The organism is Sinorhizobium sp. CB7 (assembly GCF_041357635.1).
Taxonomy (GTDB): domain Bacteria; phylum Pseudomonadota; class Alphaproteobacteria; order Rhizobiales; family Rhizobiaceae; genus Rhizobium.
In genome coordinates this window covers 29,761-47,225 of the sequence record NZ_JAULLL010000024.1, presented here as the reverse complement: position 1 = coordinate 47,225, position 17,465 = coordinate 29,761, and the positions used below count along the sequence as shown (strand labels likewise).

Sequence of the window (17,465 nt, the reverse complement as noted above, 5' to 3'; positions counted from 1 at the left end):
GGGCCGCCGCCTCACTGCAATTGCGGCTTCCTAAGAAAGCTGTTGCGATCGGCCGACTTGACGCGCAGCCATGTTTCGCGACCGTCGCGCAGCACGCGCATCGGGATCTCGGCACCCGCCGGACCGCTCTTCCAGAGCTTGCGATAGAAATCGGCAAGGCCATCGACCTCTCCGTCGCGGATTTCCGAGATGATGTCGCCCTGGCGCAGGCCGGCCTTGGCCGCCGGCCCGCCTTCGGCGACACTCATGACCACGACGTCGCCGTTGTTTTCGGCGGAGAAAGCCCCGAGCCAGGGCCGCGGCGGCTTGTTGACACGGCCTCGGTTCAAGAGATCGTCGAGGATCGGCGGCAGCAGGTCGATCGGCACGGCCATGTTGATGTCCGCGACCTTTCCGCCCTGGCTCATCTGAAGGCGGAGCGAGCCGACGCCGAGAAGCCTGCCGTCAGCGCCGATCAAGGCGGCACCGCCCCATGAGGGATGGGCGGGCGCGATGAAGATTGCCTCCTCCAGCAGGTATTCCCAATAGCCGGCGAATTCCTGCTTGGCCACGATGTTGGCCTGGACGAACTGACCGAGCCCATCGGCAAGCACCACCGGATCGCCGAGATTGGCGCGCGCCGCATTGCCGAAAGCAAGCGCCGGCAGGCCAAGGGGCGCAAGCGCCTGCACCAGGCCAAACCCGGTCTCCTGATCATAGGCGAGCGCATGCGCCGGAACCACATGGCCGTCATGACGCGTCAGCCAGACCTCCTCGGCCTCGGTGATCAGATAACCGATCGTCAGCACCAGACCGTTTTCCCTGATGACCACGCCACTGCCTTCCCTGAGGATACCCAATGTCGTCGCCGTAAAGGCATCTTCCGGGATTGAGGAGCGCACGGCCACGATTGACCGCAAAATGGTATCGATGTTCATTGCATTCGTCCTGATGAGGCGGGGCATTTTAAGCCAAGAAGGCTGCGACGGCCAGCAGGAGCCGGGCGCATGTCATTTTCCAATAGGTATGAAGGCGGATCGCCGTGGGCAAGGGTTCGGCGGCGAAATTTGGTGGTGGTTGATTCCTCCTTTCGTTTGTTCCGCTTACGGAGGGCGAAGGGCGGATGAGGGGCTTTTCGCGGGACTCCAGTTTCGTTCCGCAACTATCGGATTCGCTGAAAGTTTTGCCCCTCACCCTAGCCCTCTCCCCGCAGGCGGGGCGAGGGGACCCACGGGATTGCACAGGATCGGCGTTGTTCACCATGTTCGCGTCGAACACTTGCATGCGATTGCAAGCCTCTTATTGTTGCGGCATGGAAGAGACCCCTTGCGTCCTTTACCTTTTTCGCAGCGCCGGCTTCGCGCCGTCCGGCGACACCGTCGTAGCGGTGGCGCCGCATGATCGCGTTATCTCGGTCTACGGCGATGGAGGCATTGCGGGCGAGGGTGGATTGTCGGCGGCATTCGGAGGGGCGGCGGTCTTTAGGAACGAACAGTCCGGCCAATGTTTTCTCGGCGTGTGGGGAGCGCGCAACGCTTCGCGCTTTCGAACCCGGCTCCGAACCCGGATGCAAGTCAGCGTCATCAAGGAATCGCCGCCCGCGCGCCTTGTCTTCCGAGGCGCCGACGGGGTGCGGCCCAGGCGGCCGGGAACTGTTTCGGCCGGCTGACGCCCGTTCGACGCGCTTGCGATCCGCAGAAATGGACCTAACCCTTACCCGGCTTCGACGTCCGAGTCTAAGGTGGCGTCGGGCGCCGTTCCTTTCCCGCTTTCCACGCGGGCTGCAAAACGTGCCTGCCTTTCGGCCTCCCTTTCATGAAGAAGCTGCAGGTAGCGCTCGCGCACATCCTTTAGCTCGATCTCGCCGGCAATCCACTGGCCGATCCATTCAATGAACACCGGGTCGGATTCAACCGGCAGGCCATTGCTGCGGATCAGCGTGAGCGCTTTCTCGGCGGCGATGCGGCGGCTCTCGATGATGACTGTCTTCTTCTTTTTTTCCCGCTGCGCCTTTTTCATCGAACGATCTGTTTCCACAAGGGTTTAGGCATAGCAGACATAAATAAATTAGAAATGTCTAATTCTTTTTTCGTTTTATCCCAGTCGTTCCGATCCGTCTTCTGGATGCGTCACCCTGTTGCAACGCACAGCCTTTAGGTTGTCGGCCGGCTTCCTCATTGCGGGAGGCTGCCCTATAAGAGGCGGGCAACGGGGAGAATATTCGATCATGCGGATCAATTTCGTGACGGCAACCAGCCTGTTCGCGCTCGGGTTTTTCACGACGGCCGGGGCCGTCGAGATCAACGAGGACGGCGCGGCGGCCATTCAGGAGAATCTTTCGAGTCTGCTGCCGAAGGAGGGCCGGCAGGCCGGCGTCGTTTCGGTCAAGCCGGCGGGGACGCGATACGAGATCGTCTATGATCTCGCCAAGCTAATAAAGCAGAACGCCACCGAATTCGCCATCAACGGGCTCAAGCCCTTCTCGATGTTCGTGACACCTCAAGAGAGCGGCCTTTGGAACATCGAAGGCAATAACAGCTTCGACGTCTCCGGCTTTTTCACCGGGGCGGATCAGAAGCGAACCGATTTTACCTATTCCATCGGCTCCTACATCTATAACGCCGTCTTCGATCCGGCGATCAGCTATGTCCGCTCCGGCGACTTTACCGCCAAGGACATCCGCATGACTTCGAAGGCCGAGGATGCCGAGATCAATGCCGGCTTCGGCGCCATGATCTACAAGCTGTCGTCGGCCGATAGCGCCGGGCTTGCCGGACGCACCGATTTTGCCTCTACCGGCACCTTTTCCGCCTTCTCGGAAAAGATCATCGGCCCGCAGATGCCGCCTCTCGACCTCAAGGCCGATTCCCTCGATATCGACGCCAATGTGAAGGGGGTTCCGGGCAAGCAGATCCGCGACCTCGTCATCTTCTTCCTGGATCACGCCCAGGCGCCGCAGCTCAGCAAGGAAGATGAAGCGCAGTTGAAGTCGATGCTGCGCACTGCCTTTCCGTTGATGACCAGTGCGGATGAAACGCTCAAGCTCAACAATCTCACCTATACCAGTTCGCTCGGCAGCGGCGGCGCCAAGACCTTCAGCTACCGCCTGACGTTCGACGGGCCGGCGACGGCAACGCGCATCGGCACTGCCATGGCGGCCCGCGACATCACTATGAACAGCGCCGTGTTGCCGCCCGTCTATTCGACCTTCCTGCCGCAGGCGCTCGATATGGAGTTCTCGGTTCCGGATCTCGATTTCGCCGCCTTCGGCGATGAATTCCTCAAGATCGATTTCGCGCAGACTGCCAATTCGGAGGAGAGCGGCAAACAGGCCGCGCAAGCCCTGTTCAGAGACGGCAACGTCGTTATCGAGTTCCCGAAGATCAGTGCGAAATCCGCCGTCTACGATCTGGAGGTTTCCGGCAAGGCGCAGGGCCGTTACGACAACGACAAGGAATTTGCGATGGACGCGACCGTCGTCGCACGGGACTTCGACAACACGATCGCCGCGGTCCAGCAGCTTGCCAAGACCGTACCCGACGCGAACCAGGTCTCGCTCGGCATGATGATGGCCAAGGGCTTCGCCAAGAGCCAGCCTGACGGCAGCCAGCGCTGGGACATCAGCATTGCCAGCGACGGTTCGATTACCATCAACGGTCAGGTGGTCAAGGCTGCCGACGAAGCGGTACCCGGCGAGGACGAGCCGGAAGACACAGCGCCGGACGATACGGCTCCGGACGGGCAACCGCTCTGAGCGCGGGACGGCTCTTGGCTCTCCTTCTACCCGTGACGGGCACGGGAACGGTCTCTCTGCGATTGGCCGCGTTCACCTCCCCGCGCTCCGTCACCCTCGCCTTGAGGCGAGGACCCATTCCACGGCTTGCCTTCGCGTGGATCCTCGGAGCCAAGGCCCGAGGATGGCGGAGTTTGGGTAACAGTGACACCGAGCAATGTCTCAGCCGGCCATCGCCTCGGCGCGGGCGGCAATCCTTTCATAGGCGTCGCAGATCGGATCACGCATCCGCATGAAGCGCGGTGTTGCGAGGCGTATCAGCGCCGTCAGGTGCTCGCGGCCGCCTTCATAGCCTACGATCGGGGCGTAGGGCGCCATGACAGGCAGGCCTTCGGCCGGGCGAAGGCGCTCGAATTCGGCGAAGTTGTTGAAGCTCTCGTGGTTGCTGGCTCTCAGAAGGAAGGTCTCGGCGGGAGCGCCCTCGGCCAGGATCACCTCATGGGTATCGAGCACGATCGCGAAATATTCGATTATCTCCCGGGCTGTCGGCAGCGCCGGTGCGATCGTGATCCCGTTGACAAGCTCCTTTACCCGAATGAGGACGCCATCGATGAATAACGCATGGTTGGGCGAAAGGTAGAGATCCCGGTGCGGTGTGCGCGCGTCGATCGCTCCGCGGGCAATGCGGATGGGTTTCACGCTCTCCTGCCAGGACAGGCCACTCCTCCTGTAGGTTTGGCGACCGATCCACTTCACCGGCACGGCTTGCCCGCGCACGGTCTCGACGAGATCGCCGATGCGAAGGTTCTCGACACAGACCTCACCCGCTGGCGTCATAATGGCGGTGCCGCGCAGAAAACACCTGGGGTCGCCATTGTCGTTGTCGCGATCTTTCTTCCTCTTCCACCTTCTTCCCAGGGCATGGGCCGGCGAGTAAGGAAGCGTTGTCATCGCAGCCACCGTTGCCGCAACTTTGACGCCCGTGGCGCCGGCCACACCGAGAAAGTGACGTCGCGCCCGGTCGCGCGGCGGTTGTTCCATATCCGATGACATGTTTGATATTCCCCCTGATTGCATACGCCAAACATATTTCAATGCAGGATTACGGGACGTAATCCTTCATGAACCCCTAATAGAAGAATCGCTCTGAAGTTGTTTTTCTTCAACGCGGAAATAGGCTTAGTGACTGAGACAAAAGGGGTAGGAGGAGCGCAGTTTCAACTTTCGGAGGACGGTCTTCTGGCGTCAGGAGTAGGAATAGACGCGCATGTTACCGCTATCAGCCGCTCGCGCCAAATTGCAGGCTTTGATTGTATATCGCCTTAAGGTTGCGCAGGGCGGCAGGCCGCCACAACAGCGCCCCGCTTGCGCGAAACGACTCACGTCCGCTGAAGAGAACCGGAATTTACACGCTTATCCGTCAGCTCAAGTCCGATGAGGACTTCATTGGCTTTCCAGGCTGGATCGCAGAGCTGCATTTCGATAGCGAGCAGTTTCAGAGCATCAGCCAGTTCTCTCTCCGCGTCAGTCACAAGTCCTGAGCCGGACGCCCGCAGTTCACCGTAGTTTTTTGCTCGCTCGTAAACGGCGTCGGCCCGTTCAAAGCACTCCGTCGTGGGTTTGACGAGTTTCAGAGCGAGGCGGAGATTGACTGCGGTTTCAAGAGCGAATTCAGTGGCGGAAAAGTTTTTGACCGCACCTGGAGGATGGGCACGATTGAGAAACATCTGCCACTGGGCGATCATTAGGGACTCCAAAATATCGATTTCAGCATTGCAGCCCAAGCGGGCAGAATCGCTCATCCCGGGCAGGCACGATTGCACCGCCAAGGCCGTTTGTCCTCGGACCTTGGTCCTAAAGACGTAGGACGAACGTCCGATTTGGGTAGGGGAAAGGTCTGACTGCTTTTGTTTTGGGGTGGTCGCGGCTTGACCGGACGATTCGGGCATGGGCAATGTCGCGGAGCCTGGATTGGACCGGCGTGCGGCGCATTTGGGCGTGCGCCGTTGTCCTTAGGCGCGCATTTCAACAGTAGCGATGGACGCCCGCACCGGGACGTCAGGGAAGCGTCATGACCACCCGTCGGAAATTTTTAACGGCTTTATGCTGCGCCTCGATGGGCTTCTCCTTGGCGAACCTTCCCTACAGGATCGGAATATCCGGCTCCGCAATCACGGTGATTGCCGAATCCGCTTTGGCCAAGAACGGGAATGGGAATGGTGGCGGCAACGGCAATGGCAACGGTAATGGCGGCGGTAATGGCAATGGCGGCAGCAACGGTAACGGCGGAGGCAACGGTAACGGCGGAGGCAACGGCAATGCCGGTGGAAACGGCAATGGTAACGGGAACAGCAATTCCAGCTCCAGCAATGGCGGCTCCGGAGGTGGAACGAGCAGCTCCAGCGGGACGGCAGCCACCGCCAGCGACGATGGCGCCGCAATGGAGGTTCGCCACGGCGACGGAATGAGCGAACAAATTCGGCAGGGGCATTACATCATGAAGGACGCGAGGGGGCGCACGATCATCAACCGCCGGGCCACCATCGCGGACGTGAGACGGTTGCAATCCTTCAGTCCCTGACAGCGTCAATCCATTCAATCCCTGGCCGGCTTTCGGTCGATCGCATCGCGCAACGCCATCGCAGCCTCGGTCCTGTTGCTGACGCCGAGCTTCGCCATGATCTGGGTCATGTGGTGTTTGATCGTCTTCTCGTGAAGGTCGAGCTTTCTTGCGACTTCCTTGTTGCTGAGCCCGGTTCCCACGAGTTGCAGAACGTCGTGCTCCCGTGTCGTCAGCGTTGCTATCGGGTCGGCATCCGAAGCAGGCGCAGACGGATTGCTGAGCAGCTTGGCGGAGAGCGTCGGAGCGACGTAACTCTCCCCGGCGGCCACAGCGCGTACGACGTCCGCGAGCGCTCTGGAACCGATACCCTTCAGAACGTAGCCTTTCGCGCCGCTCCTCAAGGCCGCGGTCACATCGTCGCTGGCCTCCGAAACCGTCAGCATGACGATTTTTTGCGACGGCGAGAGTTCCAGAATCGGACGAAGCGCGTTCAGTCCGCCGCCCGGCATGGAAATATCGATCAGCATGACGTCGGGCTGCAGGTGTTCGGCAATCCGGAGCGCGTCGTCCTTTGAGCCTCCTTCAGCAACAATCTCAAAACCATCGATCTCCGACAGGCTTCTCGTTACGCCTTCCCTGAACAGCGGATGATCGTCGATTACCGCGATACGTATCCCTGTGCTCATGCCTGTTCAGTCTCCTCGCTGTTAAGTGTCATTCTGACGATCGTGCCTGGCGCAGCAGAGCTGATCTCGAATGTGCCGCCGAGACTCTCTATCCTTTCCCTGAGACCGGCAAGGCCAAGGCTTGCGGGTCCCACGTCGTCAGGATCAAAACCCGGTCCGCTGTCTGCAACCTCGATGCTGACTTGCCTTCCTCGGACGCGCTGCGTGACACGCTGTCCGGCGCCGCCGCCATGACGGAAGCCGTTGTTCAGCGCCTCCTGCACAAAGCGGTAGATGCATATCTTCGCCGAGGGCGAAAGACCCGCCGGCGGAGCCGACATCGACAGATCCACATCCGTCCCCGTTCTCTGCTGATGGGCGCGAACGCATCGCTCCAGTATCTCAGCAAGGCTGGCGGTCTCAATCTGTGGCAGGACGAGACCGCCGCAAATCGTCCGGATCTCCTGCATGGCCTCGTCGAGGCTGGTCTTGATGGCGGCGATCTCCTGTTCGCGGATGTCCGTGGGCGTTGAGGCGCTGATGACGGCTTTGCTGTCCAGGCGAAGCGAGGCGTAGGCTATCAGCTGGGCCGGCCCGTCATGAAGGTCGGCGCCGATACGCCGCAGATAGCTTTCATTCAGCGCCGTTGCTCGCTGAGACGCACGCTGGACACGCTCCCGCAGTGCTTCGTTCTGCGCGAGCAGGGCGGAAAGATCCTCGATCCGCTGCCGCAGCGCGTAACGCTGACTTTCGATGGTGCGGCTCCCCCTCAGGACAATAGCAGAAAGCATGGCAAAGAAGGCGAGGGTAAAGGCGGCGACCGCCAGCCAGGCATGAAGCCGGGCCTGGCTCAGGCTATGCTGGAAATCATTGGCAATTTCGTAGAACTCGGAAACGGCAACCACCTGTCCCGACCATGGCTGCAGCACAGGATTATAGATCTCCAGGAGAGGCTTTCCGGCGAGGCGCTCCGTCTCGTCTTCGACATCGTCGAGCTTGTTGAACTGGGCGGCCATTTTGCCGGCGAAGGCGGTTTTCAGTTCTTCGTTGAGCGGGAACTGCTTTCCGACCAGGCTCTTGTCGTTCGAATAGAGAATGGTTCCGTCCGAGCGCCACAAACGGAACGACATCAGCCGATTTCCAAGCGCGCCTTGCCCGAGTGTCTCGTCCAATGCCCGCGCAACCGTGTCGTCGAGGGTCTCTGTGGTCTGCATGTCAGGCAGGAGCGGCGCGATAACGCTGTCAACATAAAGGGCAGTCGTTGCAGCCGAATTCCGTGTGACGGCGTCTTCGATCAGGCTTGTTACAAAAGCTCCGATCATGAGCATCGCCGCGATCGAGACGACGCCGCCGATTATCAGGAATTGCCTGGCGAGCGACTGCGAATTCCATCGTGAGATCAGATCGGGGCGGCGCACCAGAATTCCCGCGATTGGCCGCCGAACGCGACGGCGGCATGGTTTTTCAATCCAGAACGATTCAGCTTTTCGTGGAAGCGCGGAACCGCTCTAAGCTTTTTTCTTTGCGTGATTCCATATGGAATCGCTGTCAGAGCGGCGTGTTCGACACGAAAGACGCTCCGACCTTTCATTCCAGAGCATCTTTCTGCGTCCAAGCGATGCCACGTGAACGCAGGACACCCTAGCATATACCTACCGTCTCCGTCGCAGCGGTCAATGGCGAGCGATCTTGGGACCGTCTATCAGACCTTTGGGATCCGTCCATCGGACCTAAGTCCTAGCCGCTGCGGCATTGGTCTGAGGACCATGGAACCCTGGTGCTGCGCAGGCTATCGTTGGGTCAAATCAAACGGTTGGTCCACGGCTGGCGGTGATCCGCTGCCGGGGCATTCAACGAGGAGACCTGTATGCGCATTACCAAAGTTATCGGAGGAAGCCTTGTGGCGTTCGCCATTACGGTCGCACCGCTCGCAAGCGTCATGGTGGGCGGAGCGGACGTTGCCTTCGCCAAGGACGGAAACGGCGGTGGCAATGGCGGCGGCAACGGGGGTGGAAACGGCAACGGGGGAGGAAACGGTAACGGTGGAGGAAACGGCAACGGTGGGAATGGTGGAAGCCACGGAGGCACAACTTCCAGTCACGGAAAGTCGGATAGCGCCCGTTCCGGCAAGACAAGTGCGAAAAGCAGCGCCAAAGACACGCGAACCTCGGAATCGCTTTTCTCTCATGACAAAAAGTCGAGCAGGACGACCAGGACGGACAAGGCGCTTAAGGCAGGCGAGCCGGCGACGGCGGGCGTGAAGACAGCTAAATCCGATATGGCGGGCCTCAGTTCGCTGAACCGCAACTATCACGCCTACATGAATTCCAACGATCCGCGCATGGCTGCCGTTGCGGCCTACGCCATGAAATATGCGGAGTTCGAGAACGAGTTCGGAGTGAATGCGGTTCCGACGGACCCGGACTTGAGCGACGAGGCGTTGCGCGAGGCGCTGGCGGGCTTCTCCAAGGGCGGAGTCGTGACCGACGATACGCTGGCGAAAGCCAAAGATATTCTTGGCGTGGGACCGGCATTCGGCAAGATCGACCAGATCCGCGACACGCTTCCGGAGCCATCGTCGGGTTCGACCTCGGAAAGCACGACCACGGAAACGACTACGACGGTAACGGTCACCACGGAGACGACTGCACCGGTCAGCGAACCGGCGAACTGATTTCGAGCCGGCACCCGGTGCCGGCCAAACTTTCTGTCGGTATGTCGCCTCCGCAGAGGCCCATGCCTGAAGAAACCGGCTGGAGCGGTTCAGCTTTTCGTGGAAGCGCATAACCGCTCTGACCTATTGCCTTTATGCGATTCCGAACGGGAAACTGCACTTTTCCTGGAATCGCTAACAGACGGCAGGTGTCTTCGGTACGAAGGTCAAGCTGTAGCCGCCGCCCCCGGCCAGCCTGTCTCCCTTCGTGCAGTCGCGCCTGTCGAACGGCGGCGGCGGTTTCGGATCACTAGTCCCAGTCCGTGACCAGCCGCCGCTACTTCTTCTTCGGCGCGTTCTTCTCCTGCGACACCGAACGTCTCAGCGCATCCATGATGTTGACGACGTTGCTCGGCGCGGCCGGCTCCTCGGCCCGTGCCTTGGCCGGACGCTTCCGGCCCTTCTGCTTTGCGGCGATGATTTCCAGGAGCCGGTCCTGCACGGGATCGGCGGCCATCGAGGGATCCCATTTCTTCGAGCGTTCCTCGATCAGCTTAAAGACCAGCTCCATCAGGCCAGGATCGACCTTTTCCGATTTGATGCCGGAGAAATAGGCCTCCTCGCCGCGAACCTCCTCGCCGTAGCGCAGCGTCCAGAGGACAATGCCCCTGCCGCGTGGCTCCAGCATGACGGCGCGCTCGCGCCTATAGAGCACCAGCCGCGCAATCCCGACCATGCCGGTCGCCTCCATGGCGTCGCGGATGACCGAGAAGGCCTCCTCGCCAACCGGGTCGTCTGGCGTCAGGTAATGCGGCTTTTCCAGGTAGATCCAGCCGATGCTGTCTTTCGGCACGAAGGTTTCGATGTCGATGGTGCGGGTGCTGTCGAGCGCCACGGAATCGAGTTCTTCGTCCTCGAGCAGGACATAATCGTCTTCGCCGCGCTGATAGCCCTTGACCTCGTCATCCTCATCCACGGCCTGGCCGGTGACGGAGTCGACATAGCGGCTGACCAGGCGATTGCTCGTCTTGCGGTTGAGGGTATGGAAGCGCACCTTCTCGTTTTCGCTCGTTGCCGGCTGCATCGCGACCGGGCAGGTCACGAGAGACAGCTTTAAATATCCCTTCCAGAACGCGCGTGGCGCCATGAGATTTTCCCTCCAGAGCCGAAATAAACGAAAAAACCGACGGAATGTTCCGCGACCTTCCTCGGACCGCTTCTGCGCCTACTCGGCGGCTTCGGCGGGGATTTCCCGCTCGGGCGCAGCGAGCGCGGCAAGCGAGGCAGCGAAGTCGGCCTGGCCGGGGCACTGCGAAAGCCTGGAGCGGAAGGCATCGATCAGCCAGCGCACCGCAGGCCCCGGAGGATTGGCGACTTTACGGATGGCGAAGACTGGATATTCGCCCTGTTCGTAGGCGTCGAGGTCGAGATGGACCAGGCGTCCGGCGGCGAGATCCTCGCGGACGACGGTTGCCGGCAGTCCGCCCCAGCCGAGGCCGCCGCGGATGAGCTGGTGCTTGGTGGCGATGTCGCTGACGCGCCATGTCCTGTAGGACAGGACGTTGAAATCCCGCCCTTTCGTGATCCCTGAGGCGTCGGTGACGACGAGCTGGATCTCCTCGCGCACATCATTCAGCGTCAGCGACCGGCCGAGTTTGGCAAGCGGATGGTTCGGTGCCGCGACGGGGATCATGAAGGAGTGCCCGATGCGCTCGGCCATGAGGGAATCGTCCTGCTTCAGAAGCGCTCCGCCAATGCCGATCGTGGCGGCGCCATTCAGGACCTGATCCATGATGACGCCGAGCTCTCCGACCGTCAGGTTCAGCGACACGGAAGGGAAGCGGTCGCGGAATTCGCGCAGGACGTCGACAACCGCCCTGGACGGAACCATGACGCTGATCGCGACCGACACCTCGGCCTCCAGCCCGTCCTTCAGGCTTTTGACCCGTGCCCGCATGATCTCCAGATTGGCAACGATCCGACGAGCATCCTCCAGCATCGCCTTGCCAGCTTCCGTAAGCTTCGGCTGGCGCGCACCGGCACGCTCGAAGAGCGGCATTTCGACCTGCGCCTCGAGGTTTGCAATCGTGTAGCTGATGACCGACTGAGCACGATTAAGCACGCGCGAGGCCGCCGAAAAGCTGCCGGTTTCGGCAACGGTAAGAAAGACCTGCAATTGATCAAGAGTGGGGTTCGGAAGCATATCCATCCATATGGTCGATGATTACAATCGAGATTATCGCAGCTTTTTCGATGGTCGGCCAGAGCGAATGTCGGAGAATGCCGATCAGGTAAATTGGCTCCGTGGTCCTCTCGCCGCACGCAGGGCGAGGGGACGGCCGAGCAAGCGGCTCACGACAGTTTCCGCAGAACCTCAAAAAGCGAGGCGGCCGCGTCCGTTGCCTCCAGCATCAGCGTATGGTTATGGGCAAGCTCGCCGATGGCGGCGATGGCCTCCCGCTCGCTCCAGCCGGCCGCAACGGCCTGGTCGATCATGTCGCGAAAGACGAACTGCAGCGCATCCTGGCAACGGATGTGCCGGTCGGGATCATCCTTCGAGACGAATGGCGAGGGGACGTCACTCATGACAGCATCATGAGTGATTCCTTATATAAAGGTCAATGCGGCATAATGGATTGGGCAAGATCTTGCCCGCAATGGTGACGATGGTTCGCCGCAAAGGGCGGAAAAAGGCCGCCGCTGCCCGACTAGCAACCTCCAGTGCGGCGGCCTTTCCATCCCCCGCGGCGTTACATGTTATGTTACTAACATGGGGTTTGGCTTCAATTCACCCGAAAGCATTAGAGACGGAATTATGCAGCAAAAGCAGCCCGGGTGTTTGCACAACAATTAGGAAAGACTGAAATAAAAGTTGTCTTGCTTTGCCACATTACGACCCAGCCTTCGGGGCAGATTGCGTAAAGGAGGGGGCAGGCCGAAAGATAGCGCGGGCATCCCGCCTGCGATGCAGCGGCTGAAATGACGGCGCGGGGGCGGTCACGCTGCGCCCCCGCGGCTGCCGTTGCAACTCTCCTGAAAGAAGAAGCCTCGGCATCGCCGAGGCCAGTTGGGGCCCGTGGATCGCGGCGCTTGGACGGAAGGGCTCCCGTCGCGGGAAACGGAGGGGGCGTTCCCGCCGCGCGATCCTTTAAATAAACGTCACAGAATGTAAGGCGTTCCGAATATTTCAACCAAAATTGCGGTGGTTGCCGGTGCAATGGCAACATTTGCGGCAAAAAGATAGGGCCATGGCGCTTGGCGCCATGGCCCTATCTCGTCGTTGAGGGTGATCCTGCGGATCAGGCGCTCTTGAGGGGAACGGCAACGAAGGTTTTGTCGCCCCCGCGCTCGACGAGCAGCAGCACCGACTTGCGGCCGGACTTCGCCGCATCGGAAATGGCGGTCTTGACATCGCGGGCGTTGTGAACGGGCCTGTCATTGACCGACACGATAACGTCGCCTGTCTGTATGCCTGCTTGCGCGGCCGACCTGTCAGGATTGACGCTGGCCACGACCGCGCCGGTAACGCTACGCGGCAGGCTGAGCTCTTCCCGCACATCCGGCGTCAGATCGGCGAGTCCGACACCGATGTTGGGGCCCGCAAACTGCTTTTCGCTGCTGTCGCTTGCGGCGGAAGCCTGCTTCTGGCTCTCGTCGTTGCCGCCGATCGTGACGTTGAGGTCGACGCTCCTGCCGTCACGCCAGACGGTCAACGCTTCCCGCGCGCCGGGCGTCAGGTCGGCGACGAGCCGCGACAAGTCTTTTGGGTTTTTCACCGATTCATTGCCGACTCCGGTGATGATATCTCCGGTCTTCAAACCGGCGTTGGCAGCAGGCGTGCCGCCGGTTACGGCCGCAACGAGCGCGCCTTCCGGCTTGCCGAGGCCGAGCGCATCGGCGACATCAGGCGTTACCGGCTGGATCTGTACACCGAGATAGCCGTGTTCGATCGAACCGTCCTTCTCGAGCTTGGCCACGATCGCCTTCGCCTCGTCGGAGGGGATCGCGAAGCCGACTCCGACGCTTCCTCCGTTCGGGGAATAAATGGCGGTGTTGATGCCGACGACATTACCGCTGCTGTCGACGAGGGGACCGCCGGAATTGCCGTGGTTGATCGGCGCATCGATCTGGATGAAATCGTCATAGGGACCGCTGTGCAGATCGCGGCCACGGGCCGAAACGATGCCCGCCGTCACTGTCGTGCCGATGCCGAACGGGTTGCCGATGGCAAGGATTTGGTCGCCAAGCTTCAGCTTGTCGGAATCGCCCCAGGCGATGGTGGGGAGCGGCTTTGGCGCCTGGACCTTTAGGACCGCGATGTCGGACTTCGGATCGGTACCAACGAGCTTTGCCGGCAGTTCGGTGCCGTCGTCCAGTGTCACCTTGATATCGATGGCGTTGTCGATGACATGATTGTTGGTGACGATCGTACCGTCCGGGCTGATGATGAAGCCGGATCCGAGCGCCATGGCGCGCTGGCTGTTTTGCTGAGGCGCCTGACGCGGGAACGGAATGCCCTGCTGTTCGAAGAACTTGCGGAACTGTTCGTCCATCGGCGATTGCTGGTCGCTGGTGTCAGTGGTTTTCATCATTGAGGTGATGGTGACGACGGCAGGCTTGTCGGCATCGACGATCGGCGCGAACGAACCGCCGGTGACGAGCGGACCCGCGATTGCGGCCGGCGCGGCTGTGGCGGTCGTGGTGTTTATCACAAACGGCAGGCAGGCAGCGCCAGCGATGATGGCTGCTCCGACGAGCGCTGCGGACCGGTGCTTTGAAAGAATTTTCGGCATGGCGAATTGTCTCTGCGAAAACGGTGGGTTGCGGCGTCGTGGTTCCGGAGGAACTTGGGCGTCGTGCGGATGGGGCGCCAATTCTTTCAAGCGAGCCGAATATCGACGAGGTGATGCGGCGGATACTATCGGCTTCCAAGAATTGCCGTCGAGAAATATATGATCCGCTCAAGACCTTCTTTCAAATTAAATGTTGATTACCGTTTCATTGCAAAAAAGTAAGCATTTCACTGATCTAAATGCTGAGATGGCCGCTCGGAGTGCGCCAGTGTTTTCACTCGACGTCATGTTGCTAGGCTCCGCATCTGGCTTGGTGTCGCCAAGAACAAGGAGAGCCCGCCCGCCTCGCGAGACGACGTCATCGATATCGCCAGATCGCTGGCACGGCCCGGATGAGGATGGTGGCACGCGGAAGCTTGCCGGTCAAACAGCGGACAGCATAACGCCGGACAATGGGCGGCGCCGGATCAGATGTAGCCAAACTGCGGGTCTGCCGCCCGAATATCCGCCAGGCGGCGAATAAACAGGCGCTGCGCGATCCATGCCAGGAAACCGGCAGCTAAACCTCCGACGATGGCGACGATGTGGAAAAGCAGGGGAGGAATGCTGGAGCCATAGAGCGGCACCATCAGCACCTCCGGCGCCTGTGAAAGAGATAGATGTGGTAGCTGGCTGCCGCGATGGGCACGATCCAGCCAGCAATGGTACGCGGCAGCGACACGGTTTCGATAAACGTCAGTGCAAGAACACCGACGAGCACGATGGCATATTTTATTGTCGTTCCGATCCAGACCGCATTGAAGAACCCAAGGTATCCAAAGACAGCAACGGCAAGCACGGTAAGAAGGCGTTTGCGGCGATGCGTCGTTGCGTGATGGGCGCACCAGCCGAAAGCAACGATCTGCAGATTCCAGTATAGCGTAAAGTTTTGCCGGTTACCCATATCGAGAAACGGCGGAACGACAAACCGCAGGGCAAGTGCAACCGCGAGGAAGGCCAAACCGGCGTGAAATGGTGCCCGCTCGACGGCCTCTCGCGCCTTTGGCAGAAACGACAGGCCCACGAAGAGAAGCAACGCCTGTGCATAGAGTTCCACGAACCAATAAAGATAAGGCAGCATATTGTGGTGTACCGGATCGGCAAAACCGAAATTTCCAATTAGGAACACCGATGCCCAAGGAATTGTTTCCCAGGCCAGGGAATAGCCCGCAACGATCAACGCATAGGGCAAGAGAACGTAGGCCAGTGGCCGCATCAGTGCATGCCAATCGCGGCGCACAAAAGCGTCGGTCTGAAAGCGGGCAAGCGAGAACCCAACCAACGCCAGCATCAGCGCTGAACCGCCCGCAATGGGCCAAAGCATCTCATGGTAAACGACAACCAGCAAAATGGCGATTGACCGAAGTGGGATCTCGATCCCCACGCGCCGGAAGGTCGATCGTTCCGGCGCGAGCGCTGCCAGGTCCGCAATGCTTCTTGTCTCCCATCCTTGCGGCAGGCTACCCAGATGGCGCTCAAGGCTCAGCGACAGTTCCACGAACCGCAACGAATCCCCGCCGAGCAACTGGAATGTGTCTGTATCGCGAACCGAAGTCGGGAAGAACGCACGGCGAAAGGTGTCTCGTACGCCCGGCACCGGGGGTTTGGCCGTCGGAGCGAACCTGAGCAGTGCCTGATGATCGATCTTGCCATTCGAAAGGCGGGGAAATTGCGCAAGCCGGCGCGCCTCGACATGCAGCAACGTCAGCCCACTCAACGCTGCCAGACATTTACGAATATCCGCCTCGGTCTGCCCGCCCCGAAAAAAAGCTGTCACTCTGTGATCGTCGCCGGTAACAACCGCTTCGATTCCTTCACGTCCCAGCGCCTGTTCCAGCGCATCGTGAGCAATGCGCAGGCCGGCGATCTTCGAGATCCGACTGAGGCGACCGACGATGCGAAACAGGCCGTCGCTTGTCCGTTCGGCGAGGTCTCCGGTGCGTAGGCTCTCAACGATATGCCCAAGCGCGAGATCGTCCCGGCCCGTCGCGTAGCCCATCATCACGTTGGGACCGGCATAGGTGAGCTCGCCGACCCCATCCGTGCCCTCAATTTCGCGGCCACTGTCGTCAACCAGCGAAAGCCTGCCTCCCGGAACGGCGATGCCGATGCAATCCTCATGGCCGGCAAGCTTTTGCGGTGGGACATAGGCAATCCGGGCGGTCGCCTCCGTCTGCCCGTACATGACGAAGAAGCGCCCGCCTCTGCGCTCTAGAAAATCGCGGTAGCGCGATACAAGCGTCGGTTCAAGTCGTCCACCTGCGACTGTCATGAAACGAAGCGCCGGCAATTCGGAGTCGCGCAGGCCGATACGTTCGAAAAGCTCAAAGCTGAAGGGCACGCCCGGCAAGTTCGTCACGCCTTGACGGGCGAGATCGGCGGCGAACTCTGCGTCGAGGATCGAACCTCCTGGGATGAAGAGGCTGGCGCCGACCGTGAGATGTGCATTGAGCACCGAGAGCCCGTAGGAATAGTGGAGCGGCAGAACGAGCGCTCCGCGATCCTCGGCACGAAGGTCGAGGTAATAGGCGATGGCCGCAGCATTCGAGGCAATGGCGTTGGCCGACAAACGGACGCTCTTACTGATACCGGTGGAGCCGGAAGTCGACAGCAGGAGCGCAAGATCGGGATGCATCGGCGTTGCGGACGCTTCGCGGTTCTCGTCGCGACGCCAGCGCCCGTCTACGAAACGGCAGATGATATCGGGTGCAAAATCCCGGCGAAACTGGTCGGCCAGGGCTGGTTCGAACGGCGGCAGCAAAGCGACGGCATGACCGGCCTTCAGCGCCGCAAGATACGAGACAATGGCGTGTTCGCAAGTCCCTGCCTCGATGCCGATCAGTTTGCGGCCTTTTCCGAAATCGCGGGCGTGGCGGCTGATGCGCTCGGCAAGCTCCCAGTAAGTCAATGCGCTGCGGCCGGCAAAGACGAATGCGGGCCTGTCGCCCCAGCTTTCGAGCGCGTCGATGAATGGCAGGGACATAACGCAGGCTTTCCCGACCGAGTTACGCCAGAATGTTCGGCGATCGCCCTTAAATTA

15 protein-coding genes and 1 pseudogene are annotated in these 17,465 nt (G+C 60.5%); 4 read left to right on the top strand and 12 right to left on the bottom strand.

The window, feature by feature from the left end; genetic code table 11:
• Positions 1–11 precede the first annotated feature (11 nt).
• Positions 12–917, bottom strand: coding sequence for a S1C family serine protease (locus AAE029_RS31640; protein WP_371076891.1), 906 nt, complete (start codon positions 915–917; stop codon positions 12–14).
• Between the two features lie 775 nt (positions 918–1,692).
• Entirely contained in the window at positions 1,693–1,998 is a 306-nt protein-coding gene (locus AAE029_RS31635) for a hypothetical protein (protein ID WP_371076890.1), read from the bottom strand.
• A gap of 208 nt (positions 1,999–2,206) precedes the next feature.
• Here AAE029_RS31635 and AAE029_RS31630 point away from each other — a divergent pair, with 208 nt between their 5' ends.
• Positions 2,207–3,733, top strand: a complete 1,527-nt coding sequence (locus tag AAE029_RS31630) for a hypothetical protein (protein ID WP_371076889.1) — start codon at positions 2,207–2,209, stop codon at positions 3,731–3,733.
• A gap of 201 nt (positions 3,734–3,934) precedes the next feature.
• Here AAE029_RS31630 and AAE029_RS31625 read toward each other — a convergent pair whose 3' ends face one another.
• Both AAE029_RS31625 and AAE029_RS31620 read right to left on the bottom strand, forming a co-directional pair.
• Entirely contained in the window at positions 3,935–4,765 is an 831-nt protein-coding gene (locus AAE029_RS31625) for a Hint domain-containing protein (protein ID WP_371076888.1), read from the bottom strand.
• Between the two features lie 326 nt (positions 4,766–5,091).
• Positions 5,092–5,541 carry a hypothetical protein gene (locus tag AAE029_RS31620; RefSeq protein ID WP_371076887.1) on the bottom strand — a complete coding sequence of 150 codons (450 nt, stop codon included), beginning with the start codon at positions 5,539–5,541 and terminating at the stop codon, positions 5,092–5,094.
• Positions 5,542–5,783: 242 nt separating this feature from the next.
• Here AAE029_RS31620 and AAE029_RS31615 point away from each other — a divergent pair, with 242 nt between their 5' ends.
• Positions 5,784–6,293 (top strand): hypothetical protein, encoded by a 510-nt coding sequence (locus AAE029_RS31615; protein ID WP_371076886.1) that lies wholly within the window; start codon positions 5,784–5,786, stop codon positions 6,291–6,293.
• A 14-nt stretch (positions 6,294–6,307) separates the two neighbouring features.
• Here the strand turns inward: AAE029_RS31615 and AAE029_RS31610 are convergent, their stop codons facing one another.
• Both AAE029_RS31610 and AAE029_RS31605 read right to left on the bottom strand, forming a co-directional pair.
• Positions 6,308–6,961: a response regulator gene (locus AAE029_RS31610; protein ID WP_371076885.1), complete on the bottom strand. Its 654-nt coding sequence runs from the start codon at positions 6,959–6,961 to the stop codon at positions 6,308–6,310.
• The gene (locus AAE029_RS31605) at positions 6,958–8,358 is read right to left on the bottom strand and encodes a sensor histidine kinase (protein WP_371076884.1); all 1,401 of its coding nucleotides are present in this window, start codon (positions 8,356–8,358) and stop codon (positions 6,958–6,960) included. The genes AAE029_RS31610 and AAE029_RS31605 overlap by 4 nt, the downstream gene beginning before the upstream one ends.
• A gap of 449 nt (positions 8,359–8,807) precedes the next feature.
• On the opposite strand from AAE029_RS31605, the gene AAE029_RS31600 reads away from it, so the two are divergent.
• A complete protein-coding gene (locus AAE029_RS31600) occupies positions 8,808–9,614 on the top strand; it encodes a hypothetical protein (protein ID WP_371076883.1) in 807 nt (268 codons plus the stop codon).
• Between the two features lie 316 nt (positions 9,615–9,930).
• Here the strand turns inward: AAE029_RS31600 and AAE029_RS31595 are convergent, their stop codons facing one another.
• The 4 genes from AAE029_RS31595 to AAE029_RS31580 all read right to left on the bottom strand — a co-directional run bounded on the left by AAE029_RS31595 (position 9,931) and on the right by AAE029_RS31580 (position 14,386).
• A complete protein-coding gene (locus AAE029_RS31595) occupies positions 9,931–10,740 on the bottom strand; it encodes a Ku protein (protein WP_371076882.1) in 810 nt (269 codons plus the stop codon).
• A 78-nt stretch (positions 10,741–10,818) separates the two neighbouring features.
• The gene (locus tag AAE029_RS31590; RefSeq protein WP_371076948.1) at positions 10,819–11,796 is read right to left on the bottom strand and encodes a LysR family transcriptional regulator; all 978 of its coding nucleotides are present in this window, start codon (positions 11,794–11,796) and stop codon (positions 10,819–10,821) included.
• A 149-nt stretch (positions 11,797–11,945) separates the two neighbouring features.
• Positions 11,946–12,179, bottom strand: a complete 234-nt coding sequence (locus AAE029_RS31585) for a hypothetical protein (RefSeq protein ID WP_371076881.1) — start codon at positions 12,177–12,179, stop codon at positions 11,946–11,948.
• A 713-nt stretch (positions 12,180–12,892) separates the two neighbouring features.
• Positions 12,893–14,386 carry a DegQ family serine endoprotease gene (locus AAE029_RS31580; protein ID WP_371076880.1) on the bottom strand — a complete coding sequence of 498 codons (1,494 nt, stop codon included), beginning with the start codon at positions 14,384–14,386 and terminating at the stop codon, positions 12,893–12,895.
• Positions 14,387–14,686: 300 nt separating this feature from the next.
• Here AAE029_RS31580 and AAE029_RS31575 point away from each other — a divergent pair.
• Positions 14,687–14,782, top strand: a pseudogene (locus AAE029_RS31575) (LysR family transcriptional regulator); the annotation flags it as partial.
• Positions 14,783–14,853: 71 nt separating this feature from the next.
• Here AAE029_RS31575 and AAE029_RS31570 read toward each other — a convergent pair.
• Together AAE029_RS31570 and AAE029_RS31565 are read right to left on the bottom strand one after the other, a co-directional pair.
• On the bottom strand, positions 14,854–15,015 hold the full coding sequence (locus tag AAE029_RS31570) for a hypothetical protein (protein WP_371076879.1): 162 nt from the start codon (positions 15,013–15,015) through the stop codon (positions 14,854–14,856).
• Positions 15,015–17,408: an AMP-binding protein gene (locus tag AAE029_RS31565; protein WP_371076878.1), complete on the bottom strand. Its 2,394-nt coding sequence runs from the start codon at positions 17,406–17,408 to the stop codon at positions 15,015–15,017. The genes AAE029_RS31570 and AAE029_RS31565 overlap by 1 nt, the downstream gene beginning before the upstream one ends.
• Between the last annotated feature and the right edge of the window lie 57 nt (positions 17,409–17,465).

Excerpts from the sequence above, each read along its gene's own strand:
- AAE029_RS31640 (WP_371076891.1), bottom strand. The coding sequence starts at position 917 with ATGAACATCGATACCATTTTGCGGTCAATCGTGGCCGTGCGCTCCTCA.
- AAE029_RS31635 (WP_371076890.1), bottom strand. The coding sequence starts at position 1,998 with ATGAAAAAGGCGCAGCGGGAAAAAAAGAAGAAGACAGTCATCATCGAG.
- AAE029_RS31630 (WP_371076889.1), top strand. The coding sequence starts at position 2,207 with ATGCGGATCAATTTCGTGACGGCAACCAGCCTGTTCGCGCTCGGGTTT.
- AAE029_RS31625 (WP_371076888.1), bottom strand. The coding sequence starts at position 4,765 with ATGTCATCGGATATGGAACAACCGCCGCGCGACCGGGCGCGACGTCAC.
- AAE029_RS31615 (WP_371076886.1), top strand. The coding sequence starts at position 5,784 with ATGACCACCCGTCGGAAATTTTTAACGGCTTTATGCTGCGCCTCGATG.
- AAE029_RS31610 (WP_371076885.1), bottom strand. The coding sequence starts at position 6,961 with ATGAGCACAGGGATACGTATCGCGGTAATCGACGATCATCCGCTGTTC.
- AAE029_RS31600 (WP_371076883.1), top strand. The coding sequence starts at position 8,808 with ATGCGCATTACCAAAGTTATCGGAGGAAGCCTTGTGGCGTTCGCCATT.
- AAE029_RS31595 (WP_371076882.1), bottom strand. The coding sequence starts at position 10,740 with ATGGCGCCACGCGCGTTCTGGAAGGGATATTTAAAGCTGTCTCTCGTG.
- AAE029_RS31590 (WP_371076948.1), bottom strand. The coding sequence starts at position 11,796 with ATGCTTCCGAACCCCACTCTTGATCAATTGCAGGTCTTTCTTACCGTT.
- AAE029_RS31585 (WP_371076881.1), bottom strand. The coding sequence starts at position 12,179 with ATGAGTGACGTCCCCTCGCCATTCGTCTCGAAGGATGATCCCGACCGG.
- AAE029_RS31580 (WP_371076880.1), bottom strand. The coding sequence starts at position 14,386 with ATGCCGAAAATTCTTTCAAAGCACCGGTCCGCAGCGCTCGTCGGAGCA.
- AAE029_RS31570 (WP_371076879.1), bottom strand. The coding sequence starts at position 15,015 with ATGGTGCCGCTCTATGGCTCCAGCATTCCTCCCCTGCTTTTCCACATC.
- AAE029_RS31565 (WP_371076878.1), bottom strand. The coding sequence starts at position 17,408 with ATGTCCCTGCCATTCATCGACGCGCTCGAAAGCTGGGGCGACAGGCCC.